This is a genomic window from Streptomyces sp. NPDC036822, assembly GCF_055609145.1.
Window position 1 is genome coordinate 228484 of sequence record NZ_JBVJPY010000009.1, and the last position, 25560, is coordinate 254043.

General features: G+C 73.3%; 28 protein-coding genes and 1 pseudogene. 11 read left to right on the forward strand and 18 right to left on the reverse strand.

Translation table 11 applies throughout. The annotated features are described in order from the left end of the window. Positions 1-112: 112 nt before the first annotated feature. Positions 113-730, forward strand: a complete 618-nt coding sequence (locus ACZ68P_RS21970) for a TetR family transcriptional regulator (protein ID WP_471008624.1) — start codon at positions 113-115, stop codon at positions 728-730. Beyond that, positions 714-2369: an acyl-CoA dehydrogenase family protein gene (locus ACZ68P_RS21975; protein ID WP_471008626.1), complete on the forward strand. Its 1656-nt coding sequence runs from the start codon at positions 714-716 to the stop codon at positions 2367-2369. The genes ACZ68P_RS21970 and ACZ68P_RS21975 overlap by 17 nt, the downstream gene beginning before the upstream one ends. Positions 2370-2617: 248 nt before the next feature. Here the strand turns inward: ACZ68P_RS21975 and ACZ68P_RS21980 are convergent, their stop codons facing one another. Beyond that, entirely contained in the window at positions 2618-3241 is a 624-nt protein-coding gene (locus tag ACZ68P_RS21980; protein WP_471008629.1) for a histidine phosphatase family protein, read from the reverse strand. A gap of 184 nt (positions 3242-3425) precedes the next feature. On the opposite strand from ACZ68P_RS21980, the gene ACZ68P_RS21985 reads away from it, so the two are divergent. Next, the gene (locus ACZ68P_RS21985) at positions 3426-3758 is read left to right on the forward strand and encodes a cupin domain-containing protein (protein WP_365714051.1); all 333 of its coding nucleotides are present in this window, start codon (positions 3426-3428) and stop codon (positions 3756-3758) included. Positions 3759-3780: 22 nt separating this feature from the next. Here ACZ68P_RS21985 and ACZ68P_RS21990 read toward each other — a convergent pair whose 3' ends face one another. Beyond that, positions 3781-4302 carry a tetratricopeptide repeat protein gene (locus ACZ68P_RS21990; RefSeq protein WP_471008631.1) on the reverse strand — a complete coding sequence of 174 codons (522 nt, stop codon included), beginning with the start codon at positions 4300-4302 and terminating at the stop codon, positions 3781-3783. A gap of 169 nt (positions 4303-4471) precedes the next feature. Between ACZ68P_RS21990 and ACZ68P_RS21995 the strand changes: the two genes are divergently transcribed. Further along, positions 4472-6145 (forward strand): extracellular catalytic domain type 2 short-chain-length polyhydroxyalkanoate depolymerase, encoded by a 1674-nt coding sequence (locus ACZ68P_RS21995; protein ID WP_471008632.1) that lies wholly within the window; start codon positions 4472-4474, stop codon positions 6143-6145. A gap of 114 nt (positions 6146-6259) precedes the next feature. Here the strand turns inward: ACZ68P_RS21995 and ACZ68P_RS22000 are convergent, their stop codons facing one another. After that, complete coding sequence (locus tag ACZ68P_RS22000; protein ID WP_471008635.1) at positions 6260-6745, reverse strand: SRPBCC family protein; 486 nt, start codon at positions 6743-6745, stop codon at positions 6260-6262. A 136-nt stretch (positions 6746-6881) separates the two neighbouring features. Next, a pseudogene (locus ACZ68P_RS22005) lies at positions 6882-6962 on the reverse strand (TetR family transcriptional regulator); the annotation flags it as partial. 77 nt (positions 6963-7039) lie between these two features. Between ACZ68P_RS22005 and ACZ68P_RS22010 the strand changes: the two are divergent. Both ACZ68P_RS22010 and ACZ68P_RS22015 read left to right on the forward strand, forming a co-directional pair. Then, positions 7040-7606, forward strand: coding sequence for a PadR family transcriptional regulator (locus ACZ68P_RS22010; RefSeq protein WP_471008638.1), 567 nt, complete (start codon positions 7040-7042; stop codon positions 7604-7606). Positions 7607-7658: 52 nt separating this feature from the next. Further along, positions 7659-8114: a peroxiredoxin gene (locus tag ACZ68P_RS22015; protein WP_471008641.1), complete on the forward strand. Its 456-nt coding sequence runs from the start codon at positions 7659-7661 to the stop codon at positions 8112-8114. Between the two features lie 148 nt (positions 8115-8262). Here the strand turns inward: ACZ68P_RS22015 and ACZ68P_RS22020 are convergent, their stop codons facing one another. The 4 genes from ACZ68P_RS22020 to ACZ68P_RS22035 form a co-directional block, all read right to left on the reverse strand. After that, on the reverse strand, positions 8263-8634 hold the full coding sequence (locus ACZ68P_RS22020; RefSeq protein WP_471008643.1) for a peptidase inhibitor family I36 protein: 372 nt from the start codon (positions 8632-8634) through the stop codon (positions 8263-8265). After that, positions 8631-9299, reverse strand: a complete 669-nt coding sequence (locus ACZ68P_RS22025) for a hypothetical protein (protein ID WP_471008646.1) — start codon at positions 9297-9299, stop codon at positions 8631-8633. Before ACZ68P_RS22025 ends, ACZ68P_RS22020 begins: the two co-directional genes overlap by 4 nt. Before the next feature lie 439 nt (positions 9300-9738). Beyond that, positions 9739-10521, reverse strand: coding sequence for a polysaccharide deacetylase family protein (locus ACZ68P_RS22030; RefSeq protein ID WP_471008648.1), 783 nt, complete (start codon positions 10519-10521; stop codon positions 9739-9741). Positions 10522-10750: 229 nt separating this feature from the next. Next, complete coding sequence (locus ACZ68P_RS22035) at positions 10751-11125, reverse strand: hypothetical protein (protein ID WP_471008650.1); 375 nt, start codon at positions 11123-11125, stop codon at positions 10751-10753. A gap of 336 nt (positions 11126-11461) precedes the next feature. On the opposite strand from ACZ68P_RS22035, the gene ACZ68P_RS22040 reads away from it, so the two are divergent. Then, positions 11462-12253 carry a class I SAM-dependent methyltransferase gene (locus tag ACZ68P_RS22040; protein WP_471008652.1) on the forward strand — a complete coding sequence of 264 codons (792 nt, stop codon included), beginning with the start codon at positions 11462-11464 and terminating at the stop codon, positions 12251-12253. Positions 12254-12306: 53 nt separating this feature from the next. Here the strand turns inward: ACZ68P_RS22040 and ACZ68P_RS22045 are convergent, their stop codons facing one another. Continuing rightward, positions 12307-13161, reverse strand: coding sequence for a DUF3592 domain-containing protein (locus ACZ68P_RS22045; protein ID WP_471008654.1), 855 nt, complete (start codon positions 13159-13161; stop codon positions 12307-12309). Positions 13162-13247: 86 nt separating this feature from the next. On the opposite strand from ACZ68P_RS22045, the gene ACZ68P_RS22050 reads away from it, so the two are divergent. After that, entirely contained in the window at positions 13248-13697 is a 450-nt protein-coding gene (locus tag ACZ68P_RS22050; protein WP_471008656.1) for a hypothetical protein, read from the forward strand. Positions 13698-13841: 144 nt separating this feature from the next. Here the strand turns inward: ACZ68P_RS22050 and ACZ68P_RS22055 are convergent, their stop codons facing one another. Then, entirely contained in the window at positions 13842-14597 is a 756-nt protein-coding gene (locus tag ACZ68P_RS22055; RefSeq protein WP_471008659.1) for a DUF6766 family protein, read from the reverse strand. Positions 14598-14715: 118 nt separating this feature from the next. On the opposite strand from ACZ68P_RS22055, the gene ACZ68P_RS22060 reads away from it, so the two are divergent. Continuing rightward, positions 14716-15213: a DUF6328 family protein gene (locus ACZ68P_RS22060; protein ID WP_471008805.1), complete on the forward strand. Its 498-nt coding sequence runs from the start codon at positions 14716-14718 to the stop codon at positions 15211-15213. A 72-nt stretch (positions 15214-15285) separates the two neighbouring features. Here the strand turns inward: ACZ68P_RS22060 and ACZ68P_RS22065 are convergent, their stop codons facing one another. The 8 genes from ACZ68P_RS22065 to ACZ68P_RS22100 all read right to left on the reverse strand — a co-directional run bounded on the left by ACZ68P_RS22065 (position 15286) and on the right by ACZ68P_RS22100 (position 24148). After that, a complete protein-coding gene (locus tag ACZ68P_RS22065; RefSeq protein ID WP_471008662.1) occupies positions 15286-16833 on the reverse strand; it encodes an ATP-dependent DNA ligase in 1548 nt (515 codons plus the stop codon). Between the two features lie 48 nt (positions 16834-16881). Beyond that, positions 16882-18108, reverse strand: a complete 1227-nt coding sequence (locus ACZ68P_RS22070; protein WP_471008665.1) for a DUF6397 family protein — start codon at positions 18106-18108, stop codon at positions 16882-16884. A gap of 134 nt (positions 18109-18242) precedes the next feature. Beyond that, positions 18243-18656 carry a roadblock/LC7 domain-containing protein gene (locus ACZ68P_RS22075; RefSeq protein WP_365715780.1) on the reverse strand — a complete coding sequence of 138 codons (414 nt, stop codon included), beginning with the start codon at positions 18654-18656 and terminating at the stop codon, positions 18243-18245. 130 nt (positions 18657-18786) lie between these two features. Then, positions 18787-19404, reverse strand: coding sequence for a GTP-binding protein (locus ACZ68P_RS22080; protein WP_471008667.1), 618 nt, complete (start codon positions 19402-19404; stop codon positions 18787-18789). After that, on the reverse strand, positions 19385-19771 hold the full coding sequence (locus tag ACZ68P_RS22085; protein WP_471008808.1) for a DUF742 domain-containing protein: 387 nt from the start codon (positions 19769-19771) through the stop codon (positions 19385-19387). Before ACZ68P_RS22085 ends, ACZ68P_RS22080 begins: the two co-directional genes overlap by 20 nt. Positions 19772-19964: 193 nt before the next feature. Continuing rightward, complete coding sequence (locus ACZ68P_RS22090; protein ID WP_471008670.1) at positions 19965-20399, reverse strand: roadblock/LC7 domain-containing protein; 435 nt, start codon at positions 20397-20399, stop codon at positions 19965-19967. Next, on the reverse strand, positions 20396-23218 hold the full coding sequence (locus ACZ68P_RS22095; protein ID WP_471008672.1) for a sensor histidine kinase: 2823 nt from the start codon (positions 23216-23218) through the stop codon (positions 20396-20398). Before ACZ68P_RS22095 ends, ACZ68P_RS22090 begins: the two co-directional genes overlap by 4 nt. A 93-nt stretch (positions 23219-23311) precedes the next feature. After that, a complete protein-coding gene (locus tag ACZ68P_RS22100; protein ID WP_471008674.1) occupies positions 23312-24148 on the reverse strand; it encodes an MHYT domain-containing protein in 837 nt (278 codons plus the stop codon). Positions 24149-24332: 184 nt separating this feature from the next. Between ACZ68P_RS22100 and ACZ68P_RS22105 the strand changes: the two genes are divergently transcribed. After that, positions 24333-24944 carry a class I SAM-dependent methyltransferase gene (locus ACZ68P_RS22105; RefSeq protein WP_471008676.1) on the forward strand — a complete coding sequence of 204 codons (612 nt, stop codon included), beginning with the start codon at positions 24333-24335 and terminating at the stop codon, positions 24942-24944. 122 nt (positions 24945-25066) lie between these two features. Beyond that, positions 25067-25387 carry a hypothetical protein gene (locus tag ACZ68P_RS22110; RefSeq protein ID WP_471008678.1) on the forward strand — a complete coding sequence of 107 codons (321 nt, stop codon included), beginning with the start codon at positions 25067-25069 and terminating at the stop codon, positions 25385-25387. Positions 25388-25560: the final 173 nt, after the last annotated feature.

Here is a 25560-nt window from a genome sequence, read left to right on the forward strand (position 1 = left end):
CGGGGCACGCGCCCCTTCGCATGCGTCCCTCGGCATGCGCCCCTCCGTACGCACCCCTTCGCACGCCTCCCATCCTCTTGTTGAAGCAATGAATCACTGCTTCACTTCTTTCATGCCCTACCGACGTACCCCCGCCGTCCAGGCCCGGCTCGACGCCCAGCGCACCACGGTCGTCGACGCGGCCATCGGGCTCCTCGCCGAGCACGGCTACGCCGGATGCACCATGGCCGCCGTCGCCGCACGGGCCGGGATCGCCACGGGAAGCGTCTACCGGCACTTCCCCAGCAAGGCCGAGCTGGCCGTCGAGCTGTTCCGCACGGTGGTCTCCCGCGAGGTGGCCGCCGTGTCCGAGGCCGCGGGCCGGGCCGGCCACGCGGACGCCGCCGAGCGGGTCGTCGCGGTCATCGAGACCTTCGCCCACCGCGCCCTGAAGTCGCCGCGCCTGGCGTACGCCCTGCTCGCGGAGCCCGTGGACCCGGCCGTCGACGCCGAGCGCCTCGTCTTCCGCCGGGCGTTCCGCGACGTCTTCGCCGAACGGATCGCCGAGGGCGTCCGCACCGGGCGGCTTCCGCCCCAGGACGCCTCCCTGACCGCCTCCGCGCTCGTGGGAGCGGGGGCGGAGGCGCTCGTCGGCCCCCTGGCGGAGGGGTCGGTCGGGCCGGACACCGTACCCGCCCTGGTCACCTTCACCCTGAGAGCCCTGGGAGTTCCCGATGCCGACCACGCATGAGGTCACCAACCAAGTGCCCCCGCTGAGCGGTTACGACGTGTCGGCCGACCCGGCCCTGCTGGAGAGCCTGCACCGCGAGGGCGCCGGCTGGGCCGAGGCGGAGGTGCGGGAGCTGGGGGTGCGGGCCGGCGGCGAGGAGGCCCAGGAGTGGGGCCGTGCGGCCGAGCGGAACTCCCCCGTCCTGCACACGCACGACCGCTACGGCCACCGGGTCGACGAGGTCGAGTTCCACCCGTACTGGCACGAGCTGATGTCGGTCGCCGTCCGCCACGGCCTGCACGGCGCCCCGTGGCGGGACAGCCGTCCGGGGGCCCATGTGGCGCGCGCGGCCAAGGTGTTCGTGTGGGGGCAGGCCGATCCGGGACATCTGTGCCCGGTGTCGATGACGTACGCGGCCGTGCCGGCGCTGCGGGCCCAGCCGGACCTGGCCGAGGTGTACGAGCCCCTGCTCATCTCGCCCTTCTACGACTTCGGGCTGCGCGAGCCGACGTCGAAGCGCGGGATCATCGCCGGAATGTCCATGACCGAGAAGCAGGGCGGGTCGGACGTCCGGGCCAACACCACGCGCGCGGTGCCGACCGGGGAGGCGGGTCTCTACGCGCTGACCGGTCACAAGTGGTTCACCTCGGCCCCGATGTCGGACGTCTTCCTCACGCTGGCGCAGGCCCCCGGTGGGCTCTCCTGCTTCCTGGTTCCCCGCGTCCTGCCGGACGGCTCGCGCAACGCGATCCGCCTCCAGCGGCTGAAGGACAAGCTCGGCAACCGTTCCAACGCCTCCTCCGAGATCGAGTACGAGGGCGCCCTCGGCCGGCTGGTCGGCGAGGAGGGCCGCGGCGTGGCCACGATCATCCGGATGGTGAACATGACGCGCCTGGACTGCGCGGTCAGCTCGGCGTCCGGGATGCGGCAGGGGCTGGTGCAGGCCGTCCACCACGCCACCCACCGCAACGCCTTCGGGGCACGCCTTGTGGACCAGCCCCTGATGACGAACGTCCTGGCCGACCTGGCCGTGGAGGCGGAGGCGGCGACGATCGCCGGGCTGCGACTGGCCGGGGCCGTGGACCGCGCGGCGGCGGGCGACGACGAGGAGGAGCTGCTGCGCCGGATCGGCCTCGCCGTGACGAAGTACTGGGTGTGCAAGCGGGCCCCGGCCCACGCGGCCGAGGCCCTGGAGTGTCTGGGCGGCAACGGCTACGTCGAGGACTCGGGGCTGCCCCGGCTCTACCGCGAGTCGCCGCTGCCGTCCATCTGGGAGGGCTCGGGCAACGTCGCCGCGCTCGACGTCCTGCGGGCGATGGGCCAGCAGCCCCAGGCCGTCGAGGCGTTCTTCGCCGAGGTCGACCGGGCGGCGGGCGCGGACCGCCGGCTGGACGCGGCGACGGCGCGGCTGCGCAAGGACCTGGGCGACCTGGGCGACCCCGCCGCGCTCGCGTACCGGGCGCGCCGCCTGGTCGAGCACATGGCGCTGGTCCTCCAGGGCTCGCTGCTCGTCCGGCACGGCCACCCGGCGGTGGCGGACGCGTTCTGCGCCTCGCGCCTGGACGGTGACTGGGGCATCGCTTTTGGAACGCTGCCGCCCGGCCTGGACACGGCGGCGATCATCGAGCGCGGTGCGCCGCGGATGGCCGGGGCCGCCTGACCACCCCGCCCCCGGGCGACCGGCACGGTACGGCGTCGAACGCCCTCCCCCGCCCGACCGCGCGCCGACGGGGCGGTGCACAGGCGTCCGCGCGCCGACGGGGCGGTACACAGGCGTCGACGGGTCGGCGCGCAGGCGTCCGGGCACGTCGGTGCGGGTGGCCGGCGTCGGGGGCGGGCCCGCGGTTGGCCGGCGTCGAGGGCCGGTCAGCGGCTGGCCGGCGGATCGGCGCGCCGGGACGGCCGCGTTCAGACGTGCGACGCGGGAGGGAAGCCGGTCCAGCGCAGCTCTGCGGGCAGGTGCCGCATGTCGTTGGCGACGAGGACGCAGGCGGGCCGCCCGGGCGCGTACCGGATGACCGTCAGGGCGGCGTTGCCGTGGTCGAGCCCGAGCCAGCGCCACTTCGGCGCGTGCATCGCGTCCCTGACGAGCCAGGCGACCAGGAAGTTGTGGGTGACGACGAGTTCGTGCCGGTCCTCTTCACCGTCCACCGGCCCGGTGAACAGGTCCAGCGCCTTCCGTGCCAGCGCGGGCCCGCGCTCCCGCTCCTCCTCCGTGGCACCCGCGAGAAAGCGGAGGAAGAGGTCCGCCGAGTCCGCCGGAAGCTCCTCGCGCTCGGGCAGGTGGGGGACGTAGTCGCCGGCGACGTCCGAGACGAGCAGGGGGACGTCGTCCAGCTCGGCACCGATGAGACGCGCGGTCTGCTCCGCGCGGGGCAGCGGACCGTGGTGAACGGCCGCGAGGGGCACGTCCCGGAGACGGCGGCCGAGCAGGGTGGCTTGCCGGCGACCGCCGTCGGTCAGCCCGCTCTCGTCCGGCGATGCCTCGCCGTGCCGGACGAGGTAGAGGTAGCGGGTGGCTGTGCCGGTCATCTCGGGTTCCTTCGCACTCATGAACGATCTCGTTCATCGTCGGACGCAGCCTTCTCCCGGCTCGGTTCCCGGCCCGCTCCGGGGCCGGGGCCCGTCGCCGCCCGGCGCCCCGAGTTGCGTTCCCCGGGACACGCGCGAGGCTGGGAGGCGCAACCCCGCGCCCGCGCCCCCGCAGGGAGAAACGATGCACGAGTCCGCAGCTGTCGACCTCGCGACCCTGGTCGAGGAGCATCTGGCCAAGGCACGCTCCGACGCCCACGGCCGCAGTGCCCATCGGGTGGTCCACGACGGAGTACTCCGGCAGAGTGTCATCGCCCTGACGTCGGGAACGGGTCTCGACGAGCACAACGCCCCGCCCGCCGCGAGCCTTCAGGTGCTGCGCGGACGGGTGAAGCTGACGGCGGCCGGCCGGTCGGAGGAGCTGGCGGCGGGCGAGCTGCAGATGATCCCCAAGGAGCGGCACGGGCTCGTCGCCCTGGAGGACGCGGTGGTCCTGCTCACCGCGGTCAACGACTGACCGCGGGACGATCGGCACGGTCTCAGACCGTCTCGTCGAGGTTCCCGGCGTAGTACTCGATGGCCGGACGGTACCGGCGTACGTACGGATCGTCGCTGGTGGCCGCGATCACGCCCAGCAGGAGCCGGGTGGACTCCTCGTGCTGCCCGGTGTTGAACAGGGCCATCGCCAGGAAGGTGCGCAGCGCGGCGTCGTCCGGGAACTCCCCGGTGGCGCGGCGCAGGGTCGCGACTGCCTGTCCGTAGCGGCCGAGAACGCGGTAGGTGCTGCCGAGACCGAGGAGTGCGCCGCGCCGGTCCTCCTCCCCCAGCCGGGTGGCGGCCGTCTCGTCCAGGGCCCGCTCGTAGAAGGGGACGGCTTCGGCCTCCAGGCCGAGGACGTCGTGCGCCCAGGCGGTCTGGTAGGCGACCTCCGGGTCCTCGGGGTGGCGCGCGGCGAGGGCGAGGAGCCGGGACCGTGCCTCCTCCCGCTCGCCCCGCTCGCGCAGCCCGACCGCCTCGGCCAGCAGCCGGTCCCTGGTCCCGTCGTTCACGTCGTGGCTCATGGGCTCATCGTCGCAGGCCGGTCGTGGCTCGGGATCGGGGACTGCCAGGTCGGGGGCCGCCATAGCGGACCCGGGTCCTTGTGTCGGCCCGGCCCATAGGAGCCGGACGCGCGACGCCCCTAACCTCCCGGCCATCAACCCGACATGAACGAGCCGCCCGGGAGTCTCCATGCGACCGTCCCGCACCACGCGCCGACGCCTTCCGCGCCGGCCGGCAGCCGCCTTGCCGCTGTCGGCCGCCGTCCTCCTCCTCTCCTTCCTCCTCCCCTTCCTGTCGCCCACGGCCACGACCGCGGCGACCGCCTCCGCGACACCCGCCGTCGCTCCCGTGGCGGCCGCGGCCCCCGTGCCCGTGCCCGGCCGGCTGCGGCCGTACGTTGTCGGCGCCGTCCACAGCGCCGGGATCTCCTCCGGCGGCTACATGGCCACGCAGCTCCACGTGGCCTACTCGGGTACGTTCAGCGGCTCGGCGGCCTTCGCCTCCGGCCCGTACCACTGCGCCCAGAACACGCTGGCGACGGCCCTCAACGCCTCTATGAACACCACGCAGGACCTCCAGCTCGCGAAGCTGGAACAGACCACCCGGGACTGGTCGTCGGCCGGACTCGTCGACCCCGTGTCGAACCTCTCCGGTGACCCGGTCTACGTCTTCAGCGGCTCGGGCGACGCGACCGTGAAGCGGCCGGTGGCGGACGCGCTGGCCGACTACTACGGCCGTTTCGGCGCCCGCGTGCGGTACAACCGCGCCACCGCCGCCGGGCACGCCTGGATCAGCCCGCTCGGGCCCAACTCCTGCACGGTCACGCAGAATCCGTGGGTCAACGACTGCGGGATCGACGCCGAGGGCGAACTGCTGGGCCATCTGCTGGGCCGCGCGGCGGCGGCGCCGAGCGCCACCCCGGGCGGCTCGCTGATCCGGTTCGACCAGAACGCCTACGCTCCGGGCGGGTCGGCCGCACCCCTGTCCCTGGACGACAACGGCTTCGTCTACGTCCCGACGTCGTGCGCCTCCGGGGCCACCTGCACGCTGATGGTGGCGCTGCACGGATGCAAGCAGGGCCACGGCTACCAGGGCTTCGGGACGCGGTTCATCGAGACCGCCTATCTGAACGAGTACGCCGACACCAACGACATGATCGTGCTCTATCCGCAGGCCATCGCCACCACGACCCTGGAGAACCCGAACGGCTGCTGGAACTGGTGGGGTTACCTCGGCGACTCCGCCTACGGGCGGCACGGCGGCAAGCAGATCGAGGCGATCATGGGCATGGTCCGGGCGCTGCGCGGCTCCACTCCCCCGCCCGAGGCGAACCGGATGACCCTGCCGAGCACGGACGCGCAGGACGGCTACGTCAAGGCCGCGGCGGACGGGACCGGTCCCGCGGTCGGGGCACTGGAGGACACCTACGGCCTGGCGCTCGGCCGCGGCACGGACGGCAAGGTGAACCGGACGCTGCTCTCCTTCGACACCTCGCGGATCCCGGCCGGCAAGGAGATCATCCGGGCGTACCTCACGGTGAACCGCAGCAGCGGATCGGGCGATCCCTGGTCCTCGCCGGCGGGCAACCGGCTGCTGGTGGACGTGCGGTCGGGCTGTTTCGGCGCCTGTGCCGTCGAGGCCGCGGACTGGTCGGCGACGCCGACGGTGCCGGGCGGGGCGGGGATAGCCCCCTTCACCTCCGGCGGCGCGTCGTCGACGGACCTGTCGGCGGCCTCGCTGGCCGCGCTGGACCGCACCGGCACGACCCAGATGCGGCTGCGCTTCGAGACGGCCCCGCCCACGACCGCGTACCTCTTCCTCAACAAGGACACGCCGGTGACCCTGACCGTCGAGTACCGCTGAAGCCGGTCCCGGCGCCCGTACGTGGGGTGCCGGACGGCACCGTGAGACGGAGGCCCCCGTCCTGACCGGGCGGGGGCTTTCCGGCCCGCGCGCCGCGACTCGGGCGGGCGCCGGTCAGCGGGGCGGTTCCGGCAGCTCCTCGCCCGTTTCGAGGAGCGACTTGAGGCTGGAGAGCAGCGCCGGCCAGCCTTCGCCGATCAGTTCCCTGATCATGCCGTCGGGCTCCAGGTCGTCGTGCACGACGGTGAGCTTGACGATGTCCCCGGCCGGCTCGATGGCGAAGGTCACCTTCGACCGGCGCTCCTTGGCGAGCCTGCCGTACACCTCCTCGCCGATGCCGACCGCCTCGGCCCACTCCGGCGTGAAGGTGTGCCAGGTGTACGAGAGGAGCCGGCCGGGTTCGGCCGCGAGGACGATCTGTTCGGGATCGGCGGTGCTGCGGCCCCCCTCGTCCCAGACCATCGGCGCGCCGGCGGTCCAGTCCGTCTCGAAGGCCACCCCCCAGTACCGGCGGGTGAGAGCCGGGTCCGTCAGTGCCTGCCAGAGCTCGTCGGGGGTGGTACGGAGGTACGTGGTGTAGACGAACGCGTTGCTGTCCATCGAGGTCTGCTCCCATGCTTCGGGCGGCGAGCGCGACAAGCGCTCGGGGCGCACTGCTCACCGAGTCCGGCTCCGGCAGGCCGCAGCGCCGCCGTCACCAGTCCCTCGACCTCCTCCACCGAGACGCTCCCGCGGGGTTCTCCCGTGGAACCAGGATTTCGCGCAATGCGGGGTCGCGCACGCTCTCGGGGGCGCGGGCGTAGCGTGCGGGGGAACGCGCGACCGGCGAAGGCCGGGAGGAACCCGTTGAATAGGTGTGGAAGGAACTATTCAACCGACTGCTAGCGTGGCCGGATGTCCCTCAAGCACGCCGTCCTCGCCGCCCTTCTGGAGGGCGAGGCATCCGGGTACGACCTGGCCAAACTCTTCGACGTGTCGGTCGCCAACTTCTGGGCGGCGACCCCGCAGCAGCTCTACCGCGAGCTGGACCGGCTCGCCGACGCCGGTCTGATCGCCGCCCGCGTCGTGCAGCAGGAACGGCGTCCCAACAAGCGCATGTTCACGCTCACCGAGGCCGGCCGGGCGGACCTCGTCGCCTACACGGCCGCCGCTCCACGCCCGACCGCCATCCGCGACGAGCTGATGGTGCAGGTGCAGGCGTGCGACGAGGGCGACACGGACGCGATCCGGGGCTTCGTCGAGGAACGGATGGAGTGGGCACGCGGCAAGCTCGCGCGCTACGACCGGACGCGGGAATGGCTCCTCGACGGCCGGGACGAGGAGACGTACCTGCGCGAGGCCGAACGGATCGGACCGTACCTCACGCTCATGCGGGGCCGCGCCTTCGAGGAGGAGAACCTGCGCTGGGGCGAGCGGGTCCTGGCCGTCCTGGAGGAGCGCCGCGCCGTACGGCAGCGGTAACGTCACCGGTCGGCGACCGGACGGACCGGTGGCGGACAAGGGGCTGGGCCTGATGAACGTCGGTGACCTCGTGGAGGACTTCACTCTTCCGGACGAAACGGGACAGTCCCGTTCACTGACCGGGCTGCTCGCCGAGGGCCCGGTCGTCCTCTTCTTCTATCCGGCGGCTCTCACGCCGGGCTGTACCGCCGAGGCGTGCCACTTCCGCGACCTCGCCGGGGAGTTCCGGGCCGTGGGCGCCACGCCCGTCGGCATCAGCTCCGATCCGGTCGAGCGGCAGCAGGAGTTCGCCGACCGCCACTCCCTCGGGTACCCGCTGCTGTCGGACCCGAAGGGCGCGATACGCGACCGTTTCGGGGTGACGCGCGGATTCTCGCTCGCCCCGACGAAGCGCGTCACGTTCGTGATCGACCAGGACCGCCGGATCCTGGAGGTCGTCCGCAGCGAGCTGCGGATGAGCGCGCACGCGGACCGTGCGCTGGCGGCGCTCGGCGCCCGGACGTCCTGACGCGCGGCGCCACGGTCGCGTCTCCGCTCCTTTCCGTCCGTGTCCGCCGCGCTCTACGCGGCGAGGGCGGAGGCGGCGCGGCCGAGGGGGGGCGGGTCCCAGGCCCGTCCGCGCCCGCGTGGGGCGGGGGCGGGCCCGGGGCCTGACGTCAGCAGCTCATCGCCCAGGTGTGGGAGTCGCCGCGGTCGTTGGCGGCGCCTTGGTAGCCGACCTCCTGGCCCGGGGCCAGACAGATCGTCATGGCGCCGCCCTGCCAGGCGTTCTCGTAGACGCGGACGTGGTCCTTGACGCCGGGGCCGGTGATGCCGTGGTTGGCCCAGGAGGAGTCGGTGTCGGCGACCCAGCTCTCCCACCACCCGTCGTCTCCGCTCCAGTTGGCCCGCTGGCCGCCGAAGTCGGCCTCCTGCCAGACGCAGAAGTGCCCGCTCGGGCAGTCGGCCCCCTGGGCCGGGCCCGCGAGGGCCAGGCCGCCCGTGAGGGCGAGCAGAGCCGCGGCGGTGGTGGCGAGAATGCGCTTCATGAGGCGTCTTCACCTTTCTGTGCGGTGGTGCGTACGGACAGCTCCGCTGCCCGTTGCAGTGCGCGGGTGCGCAGCTGCCGGTAGGCGGCGAGCTGGTCCCGGCGCAGGTCGCGCGCCTTCGCCAGCTCGACGGGTTCCAGCCGGGCCCTGACGTCGGCCAGTCCGCTCTCGCGCTCGCACCGGGCGGCGACGGCGGGGTCGGGGCGTTCGGGGCGCGGGCGGCCGGGTGGCGTGGCGCAGCGGGTCCAGCGGTCCAGCGCGTCGCGGTGGGCGGGGTCGGTCTTCATCCGGGCCTGGGCCTCGGCCCGCAGGTTGTCGACGGTCACCTGGGCGCGGAACCATGCGGCCTGGTCGCCGTAGAGGGCGCTCCGGGCGGCGGCGAGGCAGCCGTCGCTGTGGGCGGTGACGGTCTGGCCGGTGGCGAGGGTGACGGACAGCTCGCGCGGACCGGTGCCGAAGAGGGCCGCCTGGAGCCGGCCGTCCTCGGCGCGCGTCCGCGGCCGGGCCGCCAGGGTGAGGCCCTGGCCGTCGAGACAGCGGTCGACCAGGGAGCGTTCCGGCGGTCCTGAGGAGGGTGTCCTGCGCCGTGGCGCCGGTCGGGAGCGGAGGCCCGCCGGCGACGGTGGCGCACCCCGTGAGCAGAAGCGCGGCGAGCACGCTCCCATACCCGCGGCGAGCGCGCGCAGGCTTGTCGAACATGACCGTCCCCCCGTGCTCCGTGCCTGGTCAGTGGAGCCGCGAGCGTGATCGTCGCGGGCCGTGGCGATCATTTCCCGGCCGCGTGGCCGGCATGCGGAGCGTCACCCGAAGGGGTGCAAAGAGCCGGAGTGCGCGCCGCGCGCGAGCCCTCCGAGCGGAGCCTGAGCCGGGAGATTCGACGAGGGGCTCGGAGCGCCGGGAGCGGGAACGACAGAGCCCCGGTAGGACGGGGGATTCCAACCGGGGCCGACTGCCGTGACGGACGAAGAGCGGTCACCTCGAGGGGGGACTCGGGGACCGGACCCCTTGCCGTCACATATGTATGAACGGTGAACCTTCTGCCGTTGTTCCGGGGACTTCGGATGAAGGGTGTGATACGGCTCACCGGGGTGGTGCGGGCCCGATCTACGGACGGTAGACGGTCCCGGGCTCGGCCCTGGCGGGCGCCAGGAGCTGGGGGACGGTCACGAAGGTGAAGCCCTTCCGCTTCAGATCGCCGATGATCCCGGGTACGGCGGGAACCGTGCCGTCGTAGATGTCGTGCAGCAGGATGATGCCGTCGCCCTCGGCGCCGTCGACGGTCCGCTGCCGTATGAGCGCCGAATCGGTGGTGGCGTAGTCCTTGGCCGTGACGCTCCACAGGATCTGGGCGAGGCCCAGCTCGCGGCTCACCTCGGAGACCGTGTCGTCGGTGCGCCCCTGCGGCGGCCGCATCAGGGTGGGCTTCCGGCCGGTGATCTTCTCTATCGCGTTCTGGGTGCGGGACAGTTCGTCGCGGACCTCGTCGGCGTCGAGGTCGGTCAGGACGCGGTGGGTCCAGGTGTGGTTGGCGACCTCGTGGCCTTCGTCCGCGATACGCCTGACGACCTCGGGATAGCGGTCGACGTGCTTCTTGCCGAGCAGGAAGAAGGTCGCGGGCACCTTCTCCTCGCGGAGGATGTCGAGCAGGCGCGGCGTGTCCTTGCCCGGCCCGGCGTCGAAGGTCAGGGCGATGCACTTCACCGCGGCGCAGTCGACCGCGCCACCCGCGGACGAGCCCCCCTTGGCGTCCGTGCCGGCGGCCTTGCCACGCGCCTCCCGGGGGGAGACCGGGTCCACCCCGCAGCCGCCGAGCGTGAGAATCAGCGAGGCCGCCGCGAGAATCGCGACGGCCGGCCCCCGGCGCTTGCCCGGTCCGGTTCGGAACATGCTGCAACCCGCTTCCCCGTGTCGATGTCCTCGGTCTCCACTCCCGCCTGGTCAGGGGCGGTTCGGAGTGGTTCGCGGAGCACTCTACACAGGGTGTATACACGTGGTGCATAGGGGGGTGGCGCACTCGTATCGCGGCATGCGGGTAGCCCCGGGCGGCGCCGGCGCCCGTCCGCTCCGCCCGGGGTGCGGTCACCGACCGGTCGTCCGACGGGGGCCGGTGGGTGGGTCAGCGGGAGGCGAGGAGGAGCCTGGCCTCGGTCTCCTGGTCACCCGAGGCGGAGTCCGACGACTTGAGGTCGAAGCCGGCCGCGAGTGTCTTCCGCACCTCGTCGACGGCGTGATAGCCGCCGGTCAGTACGGCTTCGACCATCCCACTCAGCGGCACCGGCCGGGCCTCCTGGCGGCGCCCGGCGGCGGTGTCGAAGGTGGCCGTCCAGACCGTGGGGGCGGGGACCGCCGAGGACGACCCAGGCACGGTCAGGTCCTCGAGTTCGTAGACGCCGTCCAGGACGCGGAACACCACCTGGGCGTCCTCCCGGGAGCAGTCGCTCAGCTGCACGGTGACGTCGGTGTCGATGTGGGTGTCGTACACGTCGCTCATCTCCTCGCGCCCCGCCGGATCGCTCGTCGTGCCACGCTTCCAGCATCCCTCGCGCCCGCGCTTCCCGCGAGGCCCGCCCGGCACGATCCGAGCGACGCTCCTCAAGCGCTGTGCCGTCGACGGCCTCCGGGCCACCGCGTGGTGGTCACCGTGCGGCCCTTGCCCGCGCAACCCCGGCAACCGGCCGCTTGCGCTCCCGCTGCGCGACCACCGTCGAGCGCGTGGACACCTGAATACCACCAATTCGGTTGAGCCCTCGCCCTTCCCTCGTGTTGGCTAGCGGCACCGACGTGTCAGTACCGCAGGTGTCCGCCAGGCTGTAGCAGGAGGTTGAACGTGCAGGACAGTGCTGTCGACCCTGTCGCCCACAATCGGGCAGCCTGGGACAGGTGTGTCCAAGAGGGCAACGAGTGGTCGAGGCCGGTGAGCTCTTCGGATGTCGAACGCGCCCGCATGGGCGACTGGTCGGTTGTTCTCATGGGGCGTGAGCCAGTCGACCGCTCCTGGCTGCCGACGGACCTGACCGGCAAGGACGTGCTGTGCCTGGCCTCCGGCGGTGGCCAGCAGGGTCCGATCCTCGCCGCCGCAGGGGCGCGGGTCACCGTCTTCGACAACTCACCCCGCCAGCTCGACCAGGACCGGATGGTGGCGGCGCGCGACGGACTCGAGCTGCGCACCGTACTCGGAGACATGCGCGACCTCAGCGCCTTCGCCGACGCGGCGTTCGACGTCGTCTTCCATCCGGTCTCCAACGTGTTCGTACCGGACTTGGCGCCGGTGTGGCGTGAGTGTTCTCGCGTCCTGCGACCGGGCGGAACCCTGCTCGTGGGCTTCCTCAATCCTGATGCGTACTTGTTCGACCATGAGGCGCTCGACGAGCGCGGCGAGCTGATCGTCGTGCACAAGCTGCCCTACAGCGATGTCACGCATTACTCCGCCGAGGAACGCGCCACGAAGTTCGGCGCGGATGCCCCTCTTGAGTACAGCCACACCCTCACCGACCAGATCGGCGGGCAACTCGCCGCGGGGTTCGTTCTCACCGGGTTCGCGGAAGCGCCGCACCAGTCCAACGCATCCGCTCCCTACATGTCGAACTATTTCGCGACGCTGGCGGTCAAGCCGGGCTGACCCACCCCGGGAGAGCAGCGTGGGAGCGTTTACGGCTGCAGGCAGGGCGAGGATCAGCCTGTGAAGGCGGGGAGCACGAGCCGGTACGTCCCGTAGTTCATGAACCCCGCGATGACGGCGGCGACCGTGGAAACGACGAGCCAGAGCACCCTGTCGCCTGTCGGAGGGCAGACAACGGCGTATGCCGGGTTCTGCGGGTGGTAGGCGATCCGAACGGTCTTCCCCTTGTCATGGCCGGGGATGTAGCGGGTCACGCCGTCGGTGGCCGAGAACGCGTGGACGGTGTGGCCGTCGTCCTCCCGGAACACCTGCCGCCCCTCCACAGTGATGCCGTAGCGGGGCAGGTACCAGTCCCGCCACACCATCGCGAACAGCATCACGACGAAGTAGGAGCAGGCCGTGCCCGTCGTCCCGAGCAGCAGCGTCGCGATGGCCCGACTCCAGTCCCCGTCCAGCACACCGACGACGACGGCCAGGGCTGCGATGACCGCGCAGCCGGTGTACATCAGCCGGATGCCGTGGGAGGGCAATCCGACGTCGACCACGTTCTCGTCCGCTTCGTCCTCGCCCTCGTCACCGATGACAAGGCTTTGGATCACGACCAGCGTGGAGCCGTCGACTGTCTCCTCGTCCGCGGTCCGTTCCGGCAGAGCGGCGTTCACGGCGTCGGCGAAGACGCCTGCCGCGGCCGCGCTGACGTCGCCGACGCGGTACACCGTCGGATCGACTCCCGCCGGAGCGGTCAGCTCCAGGAGGATGTCGCGCCGTTCGGCGTGGACCCGGGCGATCGCGGCGAACGGTATGCGCAGCTCGGCGTCCGGACGCCGCAGCAGCAGCTCCTCACCGGTGGAGCGGAGTTCGATGCCCCTGTCGCCACGAAGGACGGGGACGGGCGAAGAGATCGACATGCGCGTGATCGTAAGTGGCGAAGTCCCTGCTGGTGAAGAGTCTGCGGGGCTTTCGGATGGAACCCGTGGTGCCGTACCGTCCGTCTGTGAACCTGGTGATGACCGTGCTCCTCCTTGCCGTCCTCGCGTCCGCGGCCTTCTGCTTCTTCGGCCTGATGCTGATCAAAGGCGAAGGAGCGGAGCTCAAGAAGATGACGGAGCTGTACGAATCCGGCGTCGAGGTGCGAGCGGAGCTGGTGAGCCTGGTGCCGTTCGGCACCAAGGGTTACGCGAGCGCTGTCTACGAGTGGCAGTCCCCGGAAGGCTCCGGCCGGCACCAGAAGGGTGCGAACGTGGGCCACGCCCATGTCGTCGGACAGAGCTACCCCCTCGTCTTCGACCCGCGGGACAGCAGGCGGGTACACCTGGGGACGAAGGTCGCGGTCCGCAGGGAGCGCAAGCGCCGCCAGGGCTACGTTCGCAGCGCCCAGCGCATGGCGCTCCTGGGCCTCGCGGGCGGCGCCTTGGCGACGGTGGGGCTGATCATCAGCCCCTGACGGCCGTCAGGTTGCGAAGGCACGCAGCCGGTGACGACTGCGGGCGGGCTGCTGTCCGGCGGATCTCGGGGGCCGACGGCCGGCGGGCCGCACGGTCGGCCCGGTCCGCCCGAGATGACCGGAAGAGCATGTACGGGACGGCCCTCAGCCTTCGACTCCGGTCGCCCCGTGCGACGCGCCGACCGGCTTGGACTCGGGAGAGCCCCGCTGGCGCAGGAAGACGGCGAAGATCGCCATCGAGCCGACCGCGAGCAGCTCGGACTGCCAGTTCTGCAGCGTACGGCTCCAGAAGTCGGGCGGCCCGAGGTACTCCGTCCACGGCAGCGGATCTTGGAGGGAACCGAGCCGCTCCTCGCTCTCGGCGGCGGCGCCTGCCACCGACTGGGCGAACCAGGAGCCCAGGAAGATCAGGAGCATCAGCGCGCCGAGGGACCGGGAGTAGAGCGCCTGGCGCAGCCCGCCGACCGCTGCCCACCGGGGCGAGTCGTCCCGGGCGTGCGCGCCCGTGTGCTGCTGCCGGTCGGACTCCGGCGTGCAGCCGGCCGCGGTGACCCGCCAGCCCCCCGCGGAGGAGGCGAGGAAGTACGTGTCCCCGTCGAGGACCACCTGTGCGTGGCGGCCGTAGACGGCGGTGGAGCGAACGGCTCCGTCGAACGGCAGATCCGCGTCGGTGAGCCCGTCGGCGCAGGTCGGGCCGGGATCGTCGGCCAGTTCCTCACGCACGGTCGGCGCGAGCAGGGCGCAGGCGGCGGCCATCTCGTGCGCGGCGGCGCTTCGCGCGAACCGCTCCGCCGTGGCGCTGACCGCGTCGGTGCGCTCCTCCGGGACCGAGCAACCGCCCAGCAGGGCGACGGCCACCGCCACGGGCACCAGAAAGGACGCGGCACGGCCCGGTCTCATTCGTCGGCCCTCCTGGGGTTGAACGTCGGTGCGGCCGGTTACCCGCGACAGAGGAACGAAGACGGGAGGTCCCGTGTCCAGCCGTGCGGATCCAGGGCAAACGGGTGGAGGGGACGGTCTGGTGCGGGGGCGCCACGAGACGCCGGAGGAACGCGCAGACCGGCGGTGGGGCGAGTTGATGCAGGAGATCCGGGTGGCCCAGACGGGCGTCCAGATCCTCTTCGGCTTCCTTCTCACCGTGGTCTTCACCGCCCGGTTCCCGGAGCTTCCGGCGGCCGACCGGACCATCTACATCATCACCGTCTCCCTGGGCGCGGCGGCGACCGGCGCGCTCATCGGGCCGGTGTCGTTCCACCGTCTGGTGGCGGGACGCCGGATCAAACCGCAGGCCGTGGTGTGGGCCTCGCGTCTGACGGCCGTGGGGCTGCTCCTGCTGCTCGCGACCCTGGCCTCGGCGCTGACCCTGATCCTGCGGGTCGCGACGGGAGCCGCTTACGTCCCCTGGCTGGTCGGCGGCCTGGTCGCCTGGTACCTGCTCAGCTGGTACGTCCTTCCGCTCTGGGTGCGCCATCGGTACACCAACCGCAACGACGACGGTGACGGTGGGGGCCAGTGACGGGCGGATCAGGGGGCCGCCCAGCGCGGTAGGGGCGGGTGGGGGCCGTGAGGGCGGTCGGGGTGTCCCCCGTCAGGCGGCGCCGGTGACCTGCTCGATCGTGTCGGCCTGGGAGGCCGGCTTGTCGGGACGATGGCGCAGGACCCGGGCGAAGCGCAGGGTGACCCCGGCGGGGTAGCGGGTGGAGCGCTGCAGGCCGTCGTAGGCGATCTCGACGACCAGTTCCGGCCGGACCCGTACGGTGAACCCGTCGTCCTCGATCGCCAGCTCACGCAGGATCTCGGTCTGCCGTCGGAGCATCTCGTCGGTGAGGCCCTTGAAGGTCTTGCCGAGCATCACGAACGTGCCGTCGGCGGCCCGGGCCCCGAGGTGGAGGTTGGAGAGCAGTCCGGTGCGACGCCCGTGGCCCCATTCCGCCGCGAGGACGACGAGGTCGAGCGTGTGGACGGGCTTCACCTTCAGCCACGTACGGCCGCGGCGCCCGGCCACATAGGGGGCGTCCAGCGCTTTCACGAGCACTCCCTCGTGGCCACGGCCCAGGGTGTCGGCGAAGAACCGCTCGGCCGCCTCGACCCGGTCGGGGGCGGCGGGGTCGGCCACGACGGTACGGCGCACCCGCAGGGGCTCGGGGAGGATCCGGGCGAGGACCTCGTGGCGTTCGTGACCGGGATGGTCGATGAGGACCTCGCCGTCGGCGGCGAGGACGTCGAAGAAGACCGGTGAGAGGGGCAGCGTGGCGTGGGCGGTGGCGACGTCGACGCGGGAGCCGACGCGAGAGGCGATGTCCTGGAAGGCCAGGGGGCGGCCGGTGGCGGGGTCGAGGGCGATGACCTCGCCGTCCAGGATGAAGGGGTCGGCGGACGTCTCACGGGCCAGGGCGACGACCTCGGGCAGCCGGTCGGTCATGTCGTCCAGGGAGCGGGTGAAGACGCGCACGTCGTCACCCTGACGGTGCACCTGGACGCGGATGCCGTCGAGCTTCTCCTCGACCACACAGGCGCCAAGAGCGGCGACCGCCTCGGTGACGGACGCGGCGGTGTGCGCGAGCATCGGCTGGACCGGGACACCGACCCGCAGCGCGAAGGCGTCCAGGGCCGCCGGACCCTCCGCGAGGACGGCCTTGGCCACGCGGGGAAGGGACCCTTCGAGCATCACCGCGCGCCGGAGGTCGGCGGAGGGCACGGTCGCGGCCCGGGCGACGCCTTCGAGCGCGATGGCGTCGAGAGCCCCTTGGCGCACCTCCCCGGAGAGCAGCCGGATCAGGAACTCCTGCTCGGGCAGGGTGGCGGCGGCCATCAGCTCGTGGAGGAGGGCGGCCCGCCGCGCCTGCGACCCGGCGCCGGAGACGGCGGCGAGCGCGGCCATGACGGCATCGGTGCCGGCGAGGGTGAGCGTGGGCTCCGGAGCGGGCGGCACGGAGGGCGGGGCCGCGTTCTTCAGCACGCTCCAGCCGACTCCGATGCGGCCCTGCGGGAGCCTCCCGGAGAGATAGGCGATCACCAGCGGGCTTTCCTCGGGCACGGCCTCGGAGAACAGCTCGGCCAGGACCGCGATCTTCCGCGAGCGGGCGGAGGTGGCGGCCACCTGGTGGGAGGCGTCGGCGAGTCGGGCCAGCAGCATGCGGTCATCGTGCCCGCGCCACCCCGCCTCCGCACCTCGGACTTCCGCTCAGCCACCGCTTCCCGCCACCCGCCCGCCCTCCGCCGCCGGCGGGCGGGCCCGCCCGCCGGGCCGGTCCGCGGACGGTGAGCCGGACCGGTCCCGAGGGGTGGTCCCCGGCCTGTTCTTGGACGCGGTGCGGGGTCGGTTCCGGGGTGCGGTGCCGGGGCCGTGGTCGGACGCGGTGCCGGGCCGGTCCGGGGGCGGCGCGGTGCCGGGTCCGCTCGCGCACGTCTCCTTCCGGCGCCACAAGCGGTCGAGGAGCCCGCGCGCCGTCCGGCGGCGGGCCGGACGCGGGAGCGCCGCCGGACGCGAGGGTGAGGCAGGGCGCGAGGACGACGCAGGTCCCGAGGACGACGGCGCTCGCAGGGTCCGGCCGGGCGGCGCGAGCGCCGGGAGGGGACGCGCTCCCCGGTCGGGGCGGGGGGCCTGTCGCTGCTCTCGGGCCTCGTCGAGAGCGAGGACCAGACTGAGCCGGTGCCAGAGGATCTCGTCGGGGTCGTCCGCGAGGAGCAGCCGGTCCGTGATCTCCAGGGCGGCAGCGGATTCGGTGCGGCCGGACGGCGGCTCGGGACGCAGCCTGTCCAGATACGCGCGTTCGTAGGGGTCGTCAACGACCTCGGCGAGCTGGACGGGGTCGAGGAGCGAGGCGATCGCCGCCGCCCGCTCCCAGGGGTCCTCGGTCGACCTCAGCAGCAGGCCCAGCCTTCTCGCCCGCCAGTTGCGCGGGCGGTGGTCCTCCCCCGCCTCGAACCTTTCGCGGACGGCCTGCGGAAGCCTGCCCGTGAGCAGTTCCCGGTGGGCCAGGGCGAACTCGCCCAGCTCACCGGCGAGGTACAGCCACACCACGGCCCGATAGCGGTTCAGATAGAACCGCACCGGACTGAAGTGCCCCGTCCTGGCGAGCTTGGTGAAGCGGTCCGGTGTCACGGAGAGGAGTGCGGCCGCCTCCGCCGTCCCGACCGCCCGCACCCGCTCACGCAGGCCGCGCGGAAAGTCCGGTGCGGCGCGGAGCCGGTCGATCTCCCGCCGGTCCACCCGCCGCCGCGCACCCCGCGCGCCGAGGGGGCCGCGCGTGCCGACCGTGCCGTCACCGGCAGGGGCGCCGGATCCGGCGGCCGGAACCGTGCGGACCAGGCCCAGTTGCAGCGCGAGCCGGAACTCCTCGCGCCGCAGTTCCAGCTCCTGCGCGGCCCGCCCCAGTGCCAGCGTGCGCGCGCTGTCCTCCACCGTCATGACGATCTCCCCCGTGAGTGGCAAATACTCTCGGTGACGACCGTAGCTCGTGGTGACCGGCTCCGCCCGGGCCTGTGGACAACTTGGCCCGGACCCACCTCCGCGCACCGGTGGAGCACGGAGGGCGACGCCGGTCAGAGTTCGGCGAAACCCGCCCGGCCCGGTTGCCGCGCGGCGACGGCGAGGTGCTCACCGACTCGGTTGACCAGCAACGTCATCTCGTACGCCACCTGCCCGACATCGGCCTCGGCGGCGCTCAGCACGCACAGGCAGCTGCCCTCGCCCGCCGCCGTCACGAAGAGCAGCGCGTCGTCGAACTCCACCATCGTCTGCCGGGCACGGCCGGCCTTGAAGTGGCGCCCCGAGCCCCGGGCCAGGCTGTGCAGGCCCGAGGAGACGGCGGCCAGATGCTCGGCGTCCTCCCGCTCGAGCTCGCTGCTCGCGCCGGTGACCAGCCCGTCGTTCGACAGGACCAGCGCGTGCCGTATGTACCCGACCCGCTGGGTCAAGTCGTCCAGGAGCCAGTCCAGTCCCTTGTCCAGCGCCATGCGGTCCTCCCCCTGTGTGCGCGTCCCCGTCGACCCGTAGTCCCCGTGGTCCGCGTGTCGTGAGCAAGCCTTACGCACTGTCGTGGACAGGGCAAGCACCCCTCGGGCCGTGCGCGCCGCGGGCGACCGCTCACCCGACCGAATCCAGGAGGCGGGCGGTGTGCATCCTGCCCGCGTACTCGACCAGCCTGATCAGCACCTCCTTCCCCGAGTCGCGGTCCCGCGCGTCGCAGAGCACCACCGGCGTGCCCCGGTCGAGGTCCAGTGCGCGCGAGACCTCGTGGGCACCGTAGTTGCGGGCTCCGACGAAGCAGTTCACGGCGACCACGAACGGGATCTTGCGGTGCTCGAAGTAGTCCACGGCCGGGAAGCAGTCCTCCAGGCGCCGGGTGTCGGCGAGCACGACCGCGCCGAGCGCGCCCTGGGACAGCTCGTCCCAGAGGAACCAGAAGCGGTCCTGCCCCGGCGTGCCGAAGAGGTACAGGGAGAGGCCGGAGCGGATCGTGATCCGGCCGAAGTCCATGGCCACGGTCGTGGTGGTCTTCTGGTGGACGCCCCCCGTGTCGTCCACGGACTCCCCCGCCCGGCTGAGCCGTTCCTCCGTCCGCAGGGGGCGGATCTCGCTGACCGCGCCCACCAGGGTCGTCTTGCCGACGCCGAATCCGCCGGCGACCAGGATCTTCAACGCGAGGGACGTGCTGTCCACGTCGCCGTCCTCGCCGGTGCTGTCAGAGCGCTCGTAGGCCATCGATGACTTCCCTCAGGATCCGTTCGTCGGGCAGCTGTGCGGGCGGTACGGGCCTGCTGACCTTGACGAAGCCCGCTTCGAGGAGGTCGCCGAGGAGGACCCGGACCACGCCGACGGGGAGGTCGGCGTCGGCGGCCAGTTCCGCCACGGACTGGGTCTCGGCCCGGCACAGGGAGAGCAGGGCCCGGTGCTCGGGGCCGAGGAGCGATTCCTCGGCCCCGCCGGGCGGATCGTCGTCGACGACGACCAGCGCGATGAGGTCGAACCGGACGTTGCTGGGGCCCGGCTTGGTGCGGCCGCCGGTCATGGCGTAGGGCCGTACGAGCGGTCCGGCGTCGGCGTCGTACCAGTGACTGCCCGGCGCCACCGCGCCACCGCTACCGGAGCCGGTGCCCGGAGCGGGGCCGTACCCGCGGCCGTATCCAGGCCCGGGCCCGAAGCCGTCCCCGGAGCCGTCCGGGGGCCCCGGAGCCGAGCCGTGACCGGCGTACCCGAGCCCGGGGCCGTACCCGAGCCCGGGGGCCTGGCCGGTGCTGTCCTCGTTCATGGGTGTCTCCGGGTCAGCCGGCGGCCGGTGGGGTCACGGTGAGTCTCGGCGGGGTGTGCAGGTGCTCGCCGACCCGCTTCACGAGGCGTGCCATCTCGTACGCGATGAGGCCGATGTCGGCGGCCGCCGAGCTGAGGACGGCCAGGCACGAACCGTCGCCCGCCGCCGCGACGAAGAGGAAGCCGTCGTCCATCTCGACCATCGTCTGGCGCACGCCGCCGGTGTGGAAGTGCCGGCCCGCCCCCTTGGCGAGGCTGTTGAACCCGGAGGCGATGGCGGCGAGGTGCTCCGCGTCCTCCCGGCTCAGACCGCTGGAGGCGCCGACGGCGAGCCCGTCGTTGGACAGGACGACGGTGTGGCGGACCTCGCGGACCCGGAAGACGAGGTCGTCGAGGAGCCAGTCGAGTTCACCGGACCGATGGTGGGACGGCCTCTCGTGGTCGATCATTCCTGGTCTCCTTCTCTGCCGAAGCCGGTTCCGAGGGTGCGTCTGGTGCCGGAGGCCTCGCCGCCGCCGCGCGTCCAGCCGTCGCGGTAGGCGGACATACGGTCCCTGACCTGTTCGGGGGTGCGTTCCCGCTCGCCCTGGACGGCCGGGGCGGGCAGGGGGTCCGGCGCGGGCGCCTCTCGCAGCTGCGGAGCGAGACTCGCCTGACGGACCCGGCGCGGCAGGTCGCCCGAGTCGTCCCCGGCGCCGGCCTCCGGCGGAGGCGGCGGGACCGGGGAGGACGCGCGCGGGGGCGGCGGGGACGGCTGCGAGGCCGGCACGGACGCCTGCCGGGCGGCGCCCGAACGGCCGCGCAGGCGCAAGGTGGTGACACCCGCCGTCGGCGTCGGCGACGAGTCGGCGCCTGGCGCCTGCGCGGGGTCGACGCCGAGCTTCCTCGCCGAGTCGTCGCCGGTGGCCTCCTGCCGCGCCCCGAGAGCGGGGACGCGCGGCGGGCGGTGTGCCGGAGGGGGCGGGACGGCGGCGGGCCACGGAGCCGGTGCCGACGCCGGTGTCGGTGTCGGTGCCAAGGCTTCGTCGCCCGGTTCCGCTCCGGCCGTGCGGGTCCCCGCGCCCGGCGGGAGCGCGCCCTGGAGGAGATCCGTCGGCAGCAGGACGACCGCGGTCGTGCCCCCGTACGGCGAGGTCCGCAGATGGACCTTGATGCCGTGACGGGAGGAGAGCCGGCTGACGACGAACAGGCCGAGCCGGTCGCTGTCGAACAGGTCGAGGGTCTCGGACTGCTCGATCCTGGTGTTGGCCTCGGCCAGGGTCTCCTTGCCCATGCCGAGGCCCCGGTCCTCGATCTCGAGGGCGTAGCCGTTGCCGACGGGTTCGCCGCTGATCCGCACCTTGGTGTGGGGCGGGGAGAACTGGGCGGCGTTCTCGATGAGTTCGGCGAGCAGGTGGGTGAGGTCGGCGACGGCGCCGCCGACGACGGCCGTCTCGGGCAGGCGGCGCATCTCCACGCGCGCGTAGTCCTCGATCTCGGAGACGGCGGCGCGGACGACGTTGGTGAGCGGGACCGGCATCCGCCAGGCGCGGCCGGGGGCGGCGCCGGACAGGATGATCAGGCTTTCGGCGTGGCGTCGCATCCGGGTGGTGAGGTGGTCGAGGCGGAAGAGGTCGCCCAGTTCGTTCGGGTCGTCGGCCCGGCGCTCCATGCTGTCCAGGAGGTTGAGCTGACGGTGCACCAGGACCTGGCTGCGGCGGGCGAGGTTGACGAAGACGCCGGAGATCCCGCTGGCGAGTTCGGCGCGTTCGACGGCGGCGGAGAGCGCGGCGCGGTGGACGGTGGTGAGGGCCTCGCCGACCTGGCCGATCTCGTCCTGCGGGGCGGGCCCGGCCGCGGCCTCGGCCTGGACGTCGATGTCCTCGCCGGCGCGCAGTCGGCGCATGGCGGCGGGGAGTTTGCGCCGGGCGATCTCCAGAGCCGTGTTGCGCAGGCTGATGAGTTCGATGACCAGGGCGCGTCCGATGCGTACGGAGATGACGAGGGAGGCGGCGACGGCGCCGAGGCCGAGCAGGACCGCGGCGCCGCCGGCCGAGAGCGCGCCGCCCGTGAACGGGTCGGCACGGTCGGCGGCGGCGCGCCGGGCGTCGGTCTCGATCCCGGCGAGTCCGGTGCGTACGACGGCGACCGCGTCGTCCCAGCCGACGGCGGGGACGGCCTGTGCGGCCTTGCGTCCCGGGGCGGCCGCGCGGACCCGGTCCTCGGCGGCGACGAACTGCTGGTGGCCCCGCTGGGCGGCGAGGCGCTGCCAGGCGGCGCGCTCGGGCCCGCGCAGGTCGGCGGTGGCCGCTTCGAGGAGGGTGCGGCGGGTGTCGACCGCGCCGGCGAACTGCCGGAGCCTCGCGGCGGTGAACTCTCCTGTGAGGTGCGCGGAGCCGAGCAGCGCGTCCTCGCGGGCCAGCATCTCGCCCGCGCGGCCGAATTCGAGGAGCACGCGGGCGTCGGATCCGACCTGGGCGTCCTGGATGCCGCTCAGGGCCCCGCCCACGGCGAAGGCGGCCGAGATCGCCGCTGTGTACTCCTCGTACGTCCGGTCCCAGTCGGCACGGCCCGCGGTCGCGGCGGTGCGGAGCGGCCCGAGGGCCTCGGCCTTGGTGACGAACCGTCCGATGCGGTCGGCGACCTCGCGCGGGAGGTCGCCGGTGTTGCCGACGGTGTGGCCGTCGGACAGGCGGAGCCGGGCCACAGCGGCGTCGGTGCGCCCCGCGCTCTCCTTGAGTTCGGTGGCGCGCCCGGTCCCGGGCGCGGCGATCTGCCGGACGGCGGCGCGGCGCTCGGCCTGGAGGGCGGTGACGGCGGCTGCGACGGGGGCGCGGATCTCGGCGTCGACCCGCTGGAGCTGGCGCAGCCGGGCGATGTCCTGGGCGGTGGTGACGGTGGCGAATCCCCAGAGGGCGAGCAGCGACACGACGGGGACCATCAGGAGCGAGACGATCTTCGCGCGGACGGTACGGGGGCGCAGACCGAGCCGCCGGGGCGGGACGGCCGCGCCCGGCGACCGGGAGGGCCCCTGCGGGGCGGAGGACCCGGGTGAAGCGTGGAATCCGGGTGAGGCGGGGGACCCCGGTGAGGCGGAGCTCCCGGCTGGAGCGGGGGACCCGGGTGCGGCGGACGGTCCGGCCGGGTGCCGGGGGGCGCGCGGCGCGGTGTGCGGGACGCGCTCCGGTGGCTCCGGGGCGGGCGGCCCGGCGTGCGCGCGGCGCCCACGCGCCGCCGGGCGCGGCTTCGCCTTCGCGTCGGTGTCCTGGGTCCTGCGGGGAGTTCGCATGGCCTCCTCGTTCCGGCTGCGTCTTCCTGGTGCGGTGTGCCCTGCTGTGCGGTGTGCGCTGTTGCGCGCGGTGGGGGCCGGCGGGCGGTGCGCTCAGGCCCGTGAACCCGCGGCGGCCGGGGGATCGTGGTGGAAGCCGGGGGGCGCCACGTCGACGGCGTTCTCGTCCGGCTCGATGAGGCGTCCGGCCGAGGCGTACGCGGCGCGTTCCCCGGCGGTCGGGGAGAGGGCGACGAAGGCCGAGGTGATGAAGAGGTAGGAGCCGAGGCCGACCGCGAGGGGGAAGATGAACTGCATCGCCGACGCTCCGGGGAGGGCGTCCGCGGAGGGGGTCACCTCGACGGAGACGGCGAACATCCCGGTGTAGTGCATGCTGCTGACCGCTGCCCCCATGACCAGGGACGCGACCGCGACGGCGGCGGGCGCGTGGATGTTGAGGGCCGCCCACAGCGCCGCCGTCGCCGCGACGACGGCGATGCCGACGGAGAGCGCGACGAGCAGCGGGTCGTACCGCACCTGTCCGTGCAGGCGCAGCGCGGCCATGCCCATGTAGTGCATGCTCGCGACGCCGACGCCGGTGGTCAGTCCGCCGACGAGCAGGGAGCGGATCCGGTCGCGTCCGTAGCCGACGGCGAAGACGCCGACCCCGACGACGGCCATGGCGATCAGCAGGCTGAGGATGGTCAGCGGTACGTCGTAACGGATGTCCGTCCCGGTCGCGCCGAAGCCGAGCATCGCGACGAAGTGCATCGTCCAGATCCCGGTGCCGATCGCGGACGCGGCGGTGAGCAGCCAGTTGCGGCGCGACCGGCCGGTGGCGTCGAGCGCGCGGACGGTGCAGCGCAGCCCGAGGGCGGCGCCGGTGCAGGCCATCGCGTACGACAGTACGGGTGTCAGCCAGCCGAAGGTGGCGTGGTCCAGGTGTCCCATGACCCAGGGACGCTAGACCGCACAACGGGGCGCACTGGGGGCGCATTTCGAAAGCTGATGGAATATGACGTAGAGATGTTCCAGAACGATCGTGCCGCGCTCGAACGTGCGCACAGGACGTTCACCCCTGGGGCGGAACGTGCGGGCTTCGGTACGGAACGCCCCGGTGGGGGATCATGGACGCATGAGCGACGACCCCACGCGTGTCCAGGAGTTCTTCGGCGCCCGCGCCGCCGACTGGGACGCCCGTTTCCCCGACGACGGGCCCGCCTACGCCGCCGCCGTCGCCGATCTCGGTCTGCGGCCGGGCGACGCCGTGCTCGACGCGGGATGCGGCACGGGGCGGGCGCTGCCCGCGCTGCGCGCGGCCGTGGGTGCCGGAGGGACGGTCCTGGGTGCGGACCTGACCCCCGAGATGCTCGCCGAGGCGGTACGCGCGGGGCGCGACGACGCGGCCGCGCTGCTGCTCGCGGACGTGGCCCGGCTGCCGTTGCGCGACGGCGGCCTCGACGCGGTGTTCGGGGCGGGGCTGATCTCCCATCTGGCGCGACCGGCCGACGACCTGCGGGAGCTCGCCCGTGTCGTACGCCCCGGCGGCCGGCTCGCCCTCTTCCACCCGATCGGCCGGGCCGCCCTCGCGGCCCGCCACGGACGACGGATCACCGAGGACGACCTGCGCGCGGAGCCGAACCTCCGCCGCCTCCTCGCCGGTTCCGGCTGGCGGCTGACCACGTACGTGGACCGGGACGACCGCTTCCTGGCGCTCGCCGTACGGGAGGGCGGCCCGCAGGGGTGAGCCGGGGGCGACCCGGCCGTGCGCGGCCGGCACCGCGGGCGGCGGCGGCGCCCTTCTGTCATGGCGGTTCGGTGACTACGGTGGAAGCTCCGGGCAGCCGTGCCCGGGGAAGGCGGCAGGCCGTGGCCCGCATACCCGCGATTCTGCGCAGCATCCTGCCCTCCGCCCGTCGGGCGGCGGATCCCTCGAACCAGCCGACGCCCGACCGCCCGCCGGGGCACCAGCGGCGGCACAACGTCTTCGAGGCCGCGTCCGAGTACGTCGTCGGCTGCGTCGAGGACGATCAGCGGCGGGCGGAGGAGGCGTCGGGCTGGGTCTCCCCCGAAGCGCTCTCCTTCGGCGTCAACGAGCTGGCCTGCCGAGCGGTGATCGCGCTCGCCCGGGAACGGAACGAGTCCCCGCAGACCGTGGCCCGGACGCTCCTCGGCCTGCCGGACCACTGACCGAGCGCCGCCGAAGCCACGCCGAACCCACGAGGAACCCACGACCGGACGGCCGCCCCTTCGCGCCGGGCCACCGGCCGAACGGACTGCCAGCCGCCGGCGTGCCACCGCCGGGCCAACGAGCCGTCTGACCGTGAGTGGGCCGGAACGAGCGGCGCCACTTTCCGGTGCTT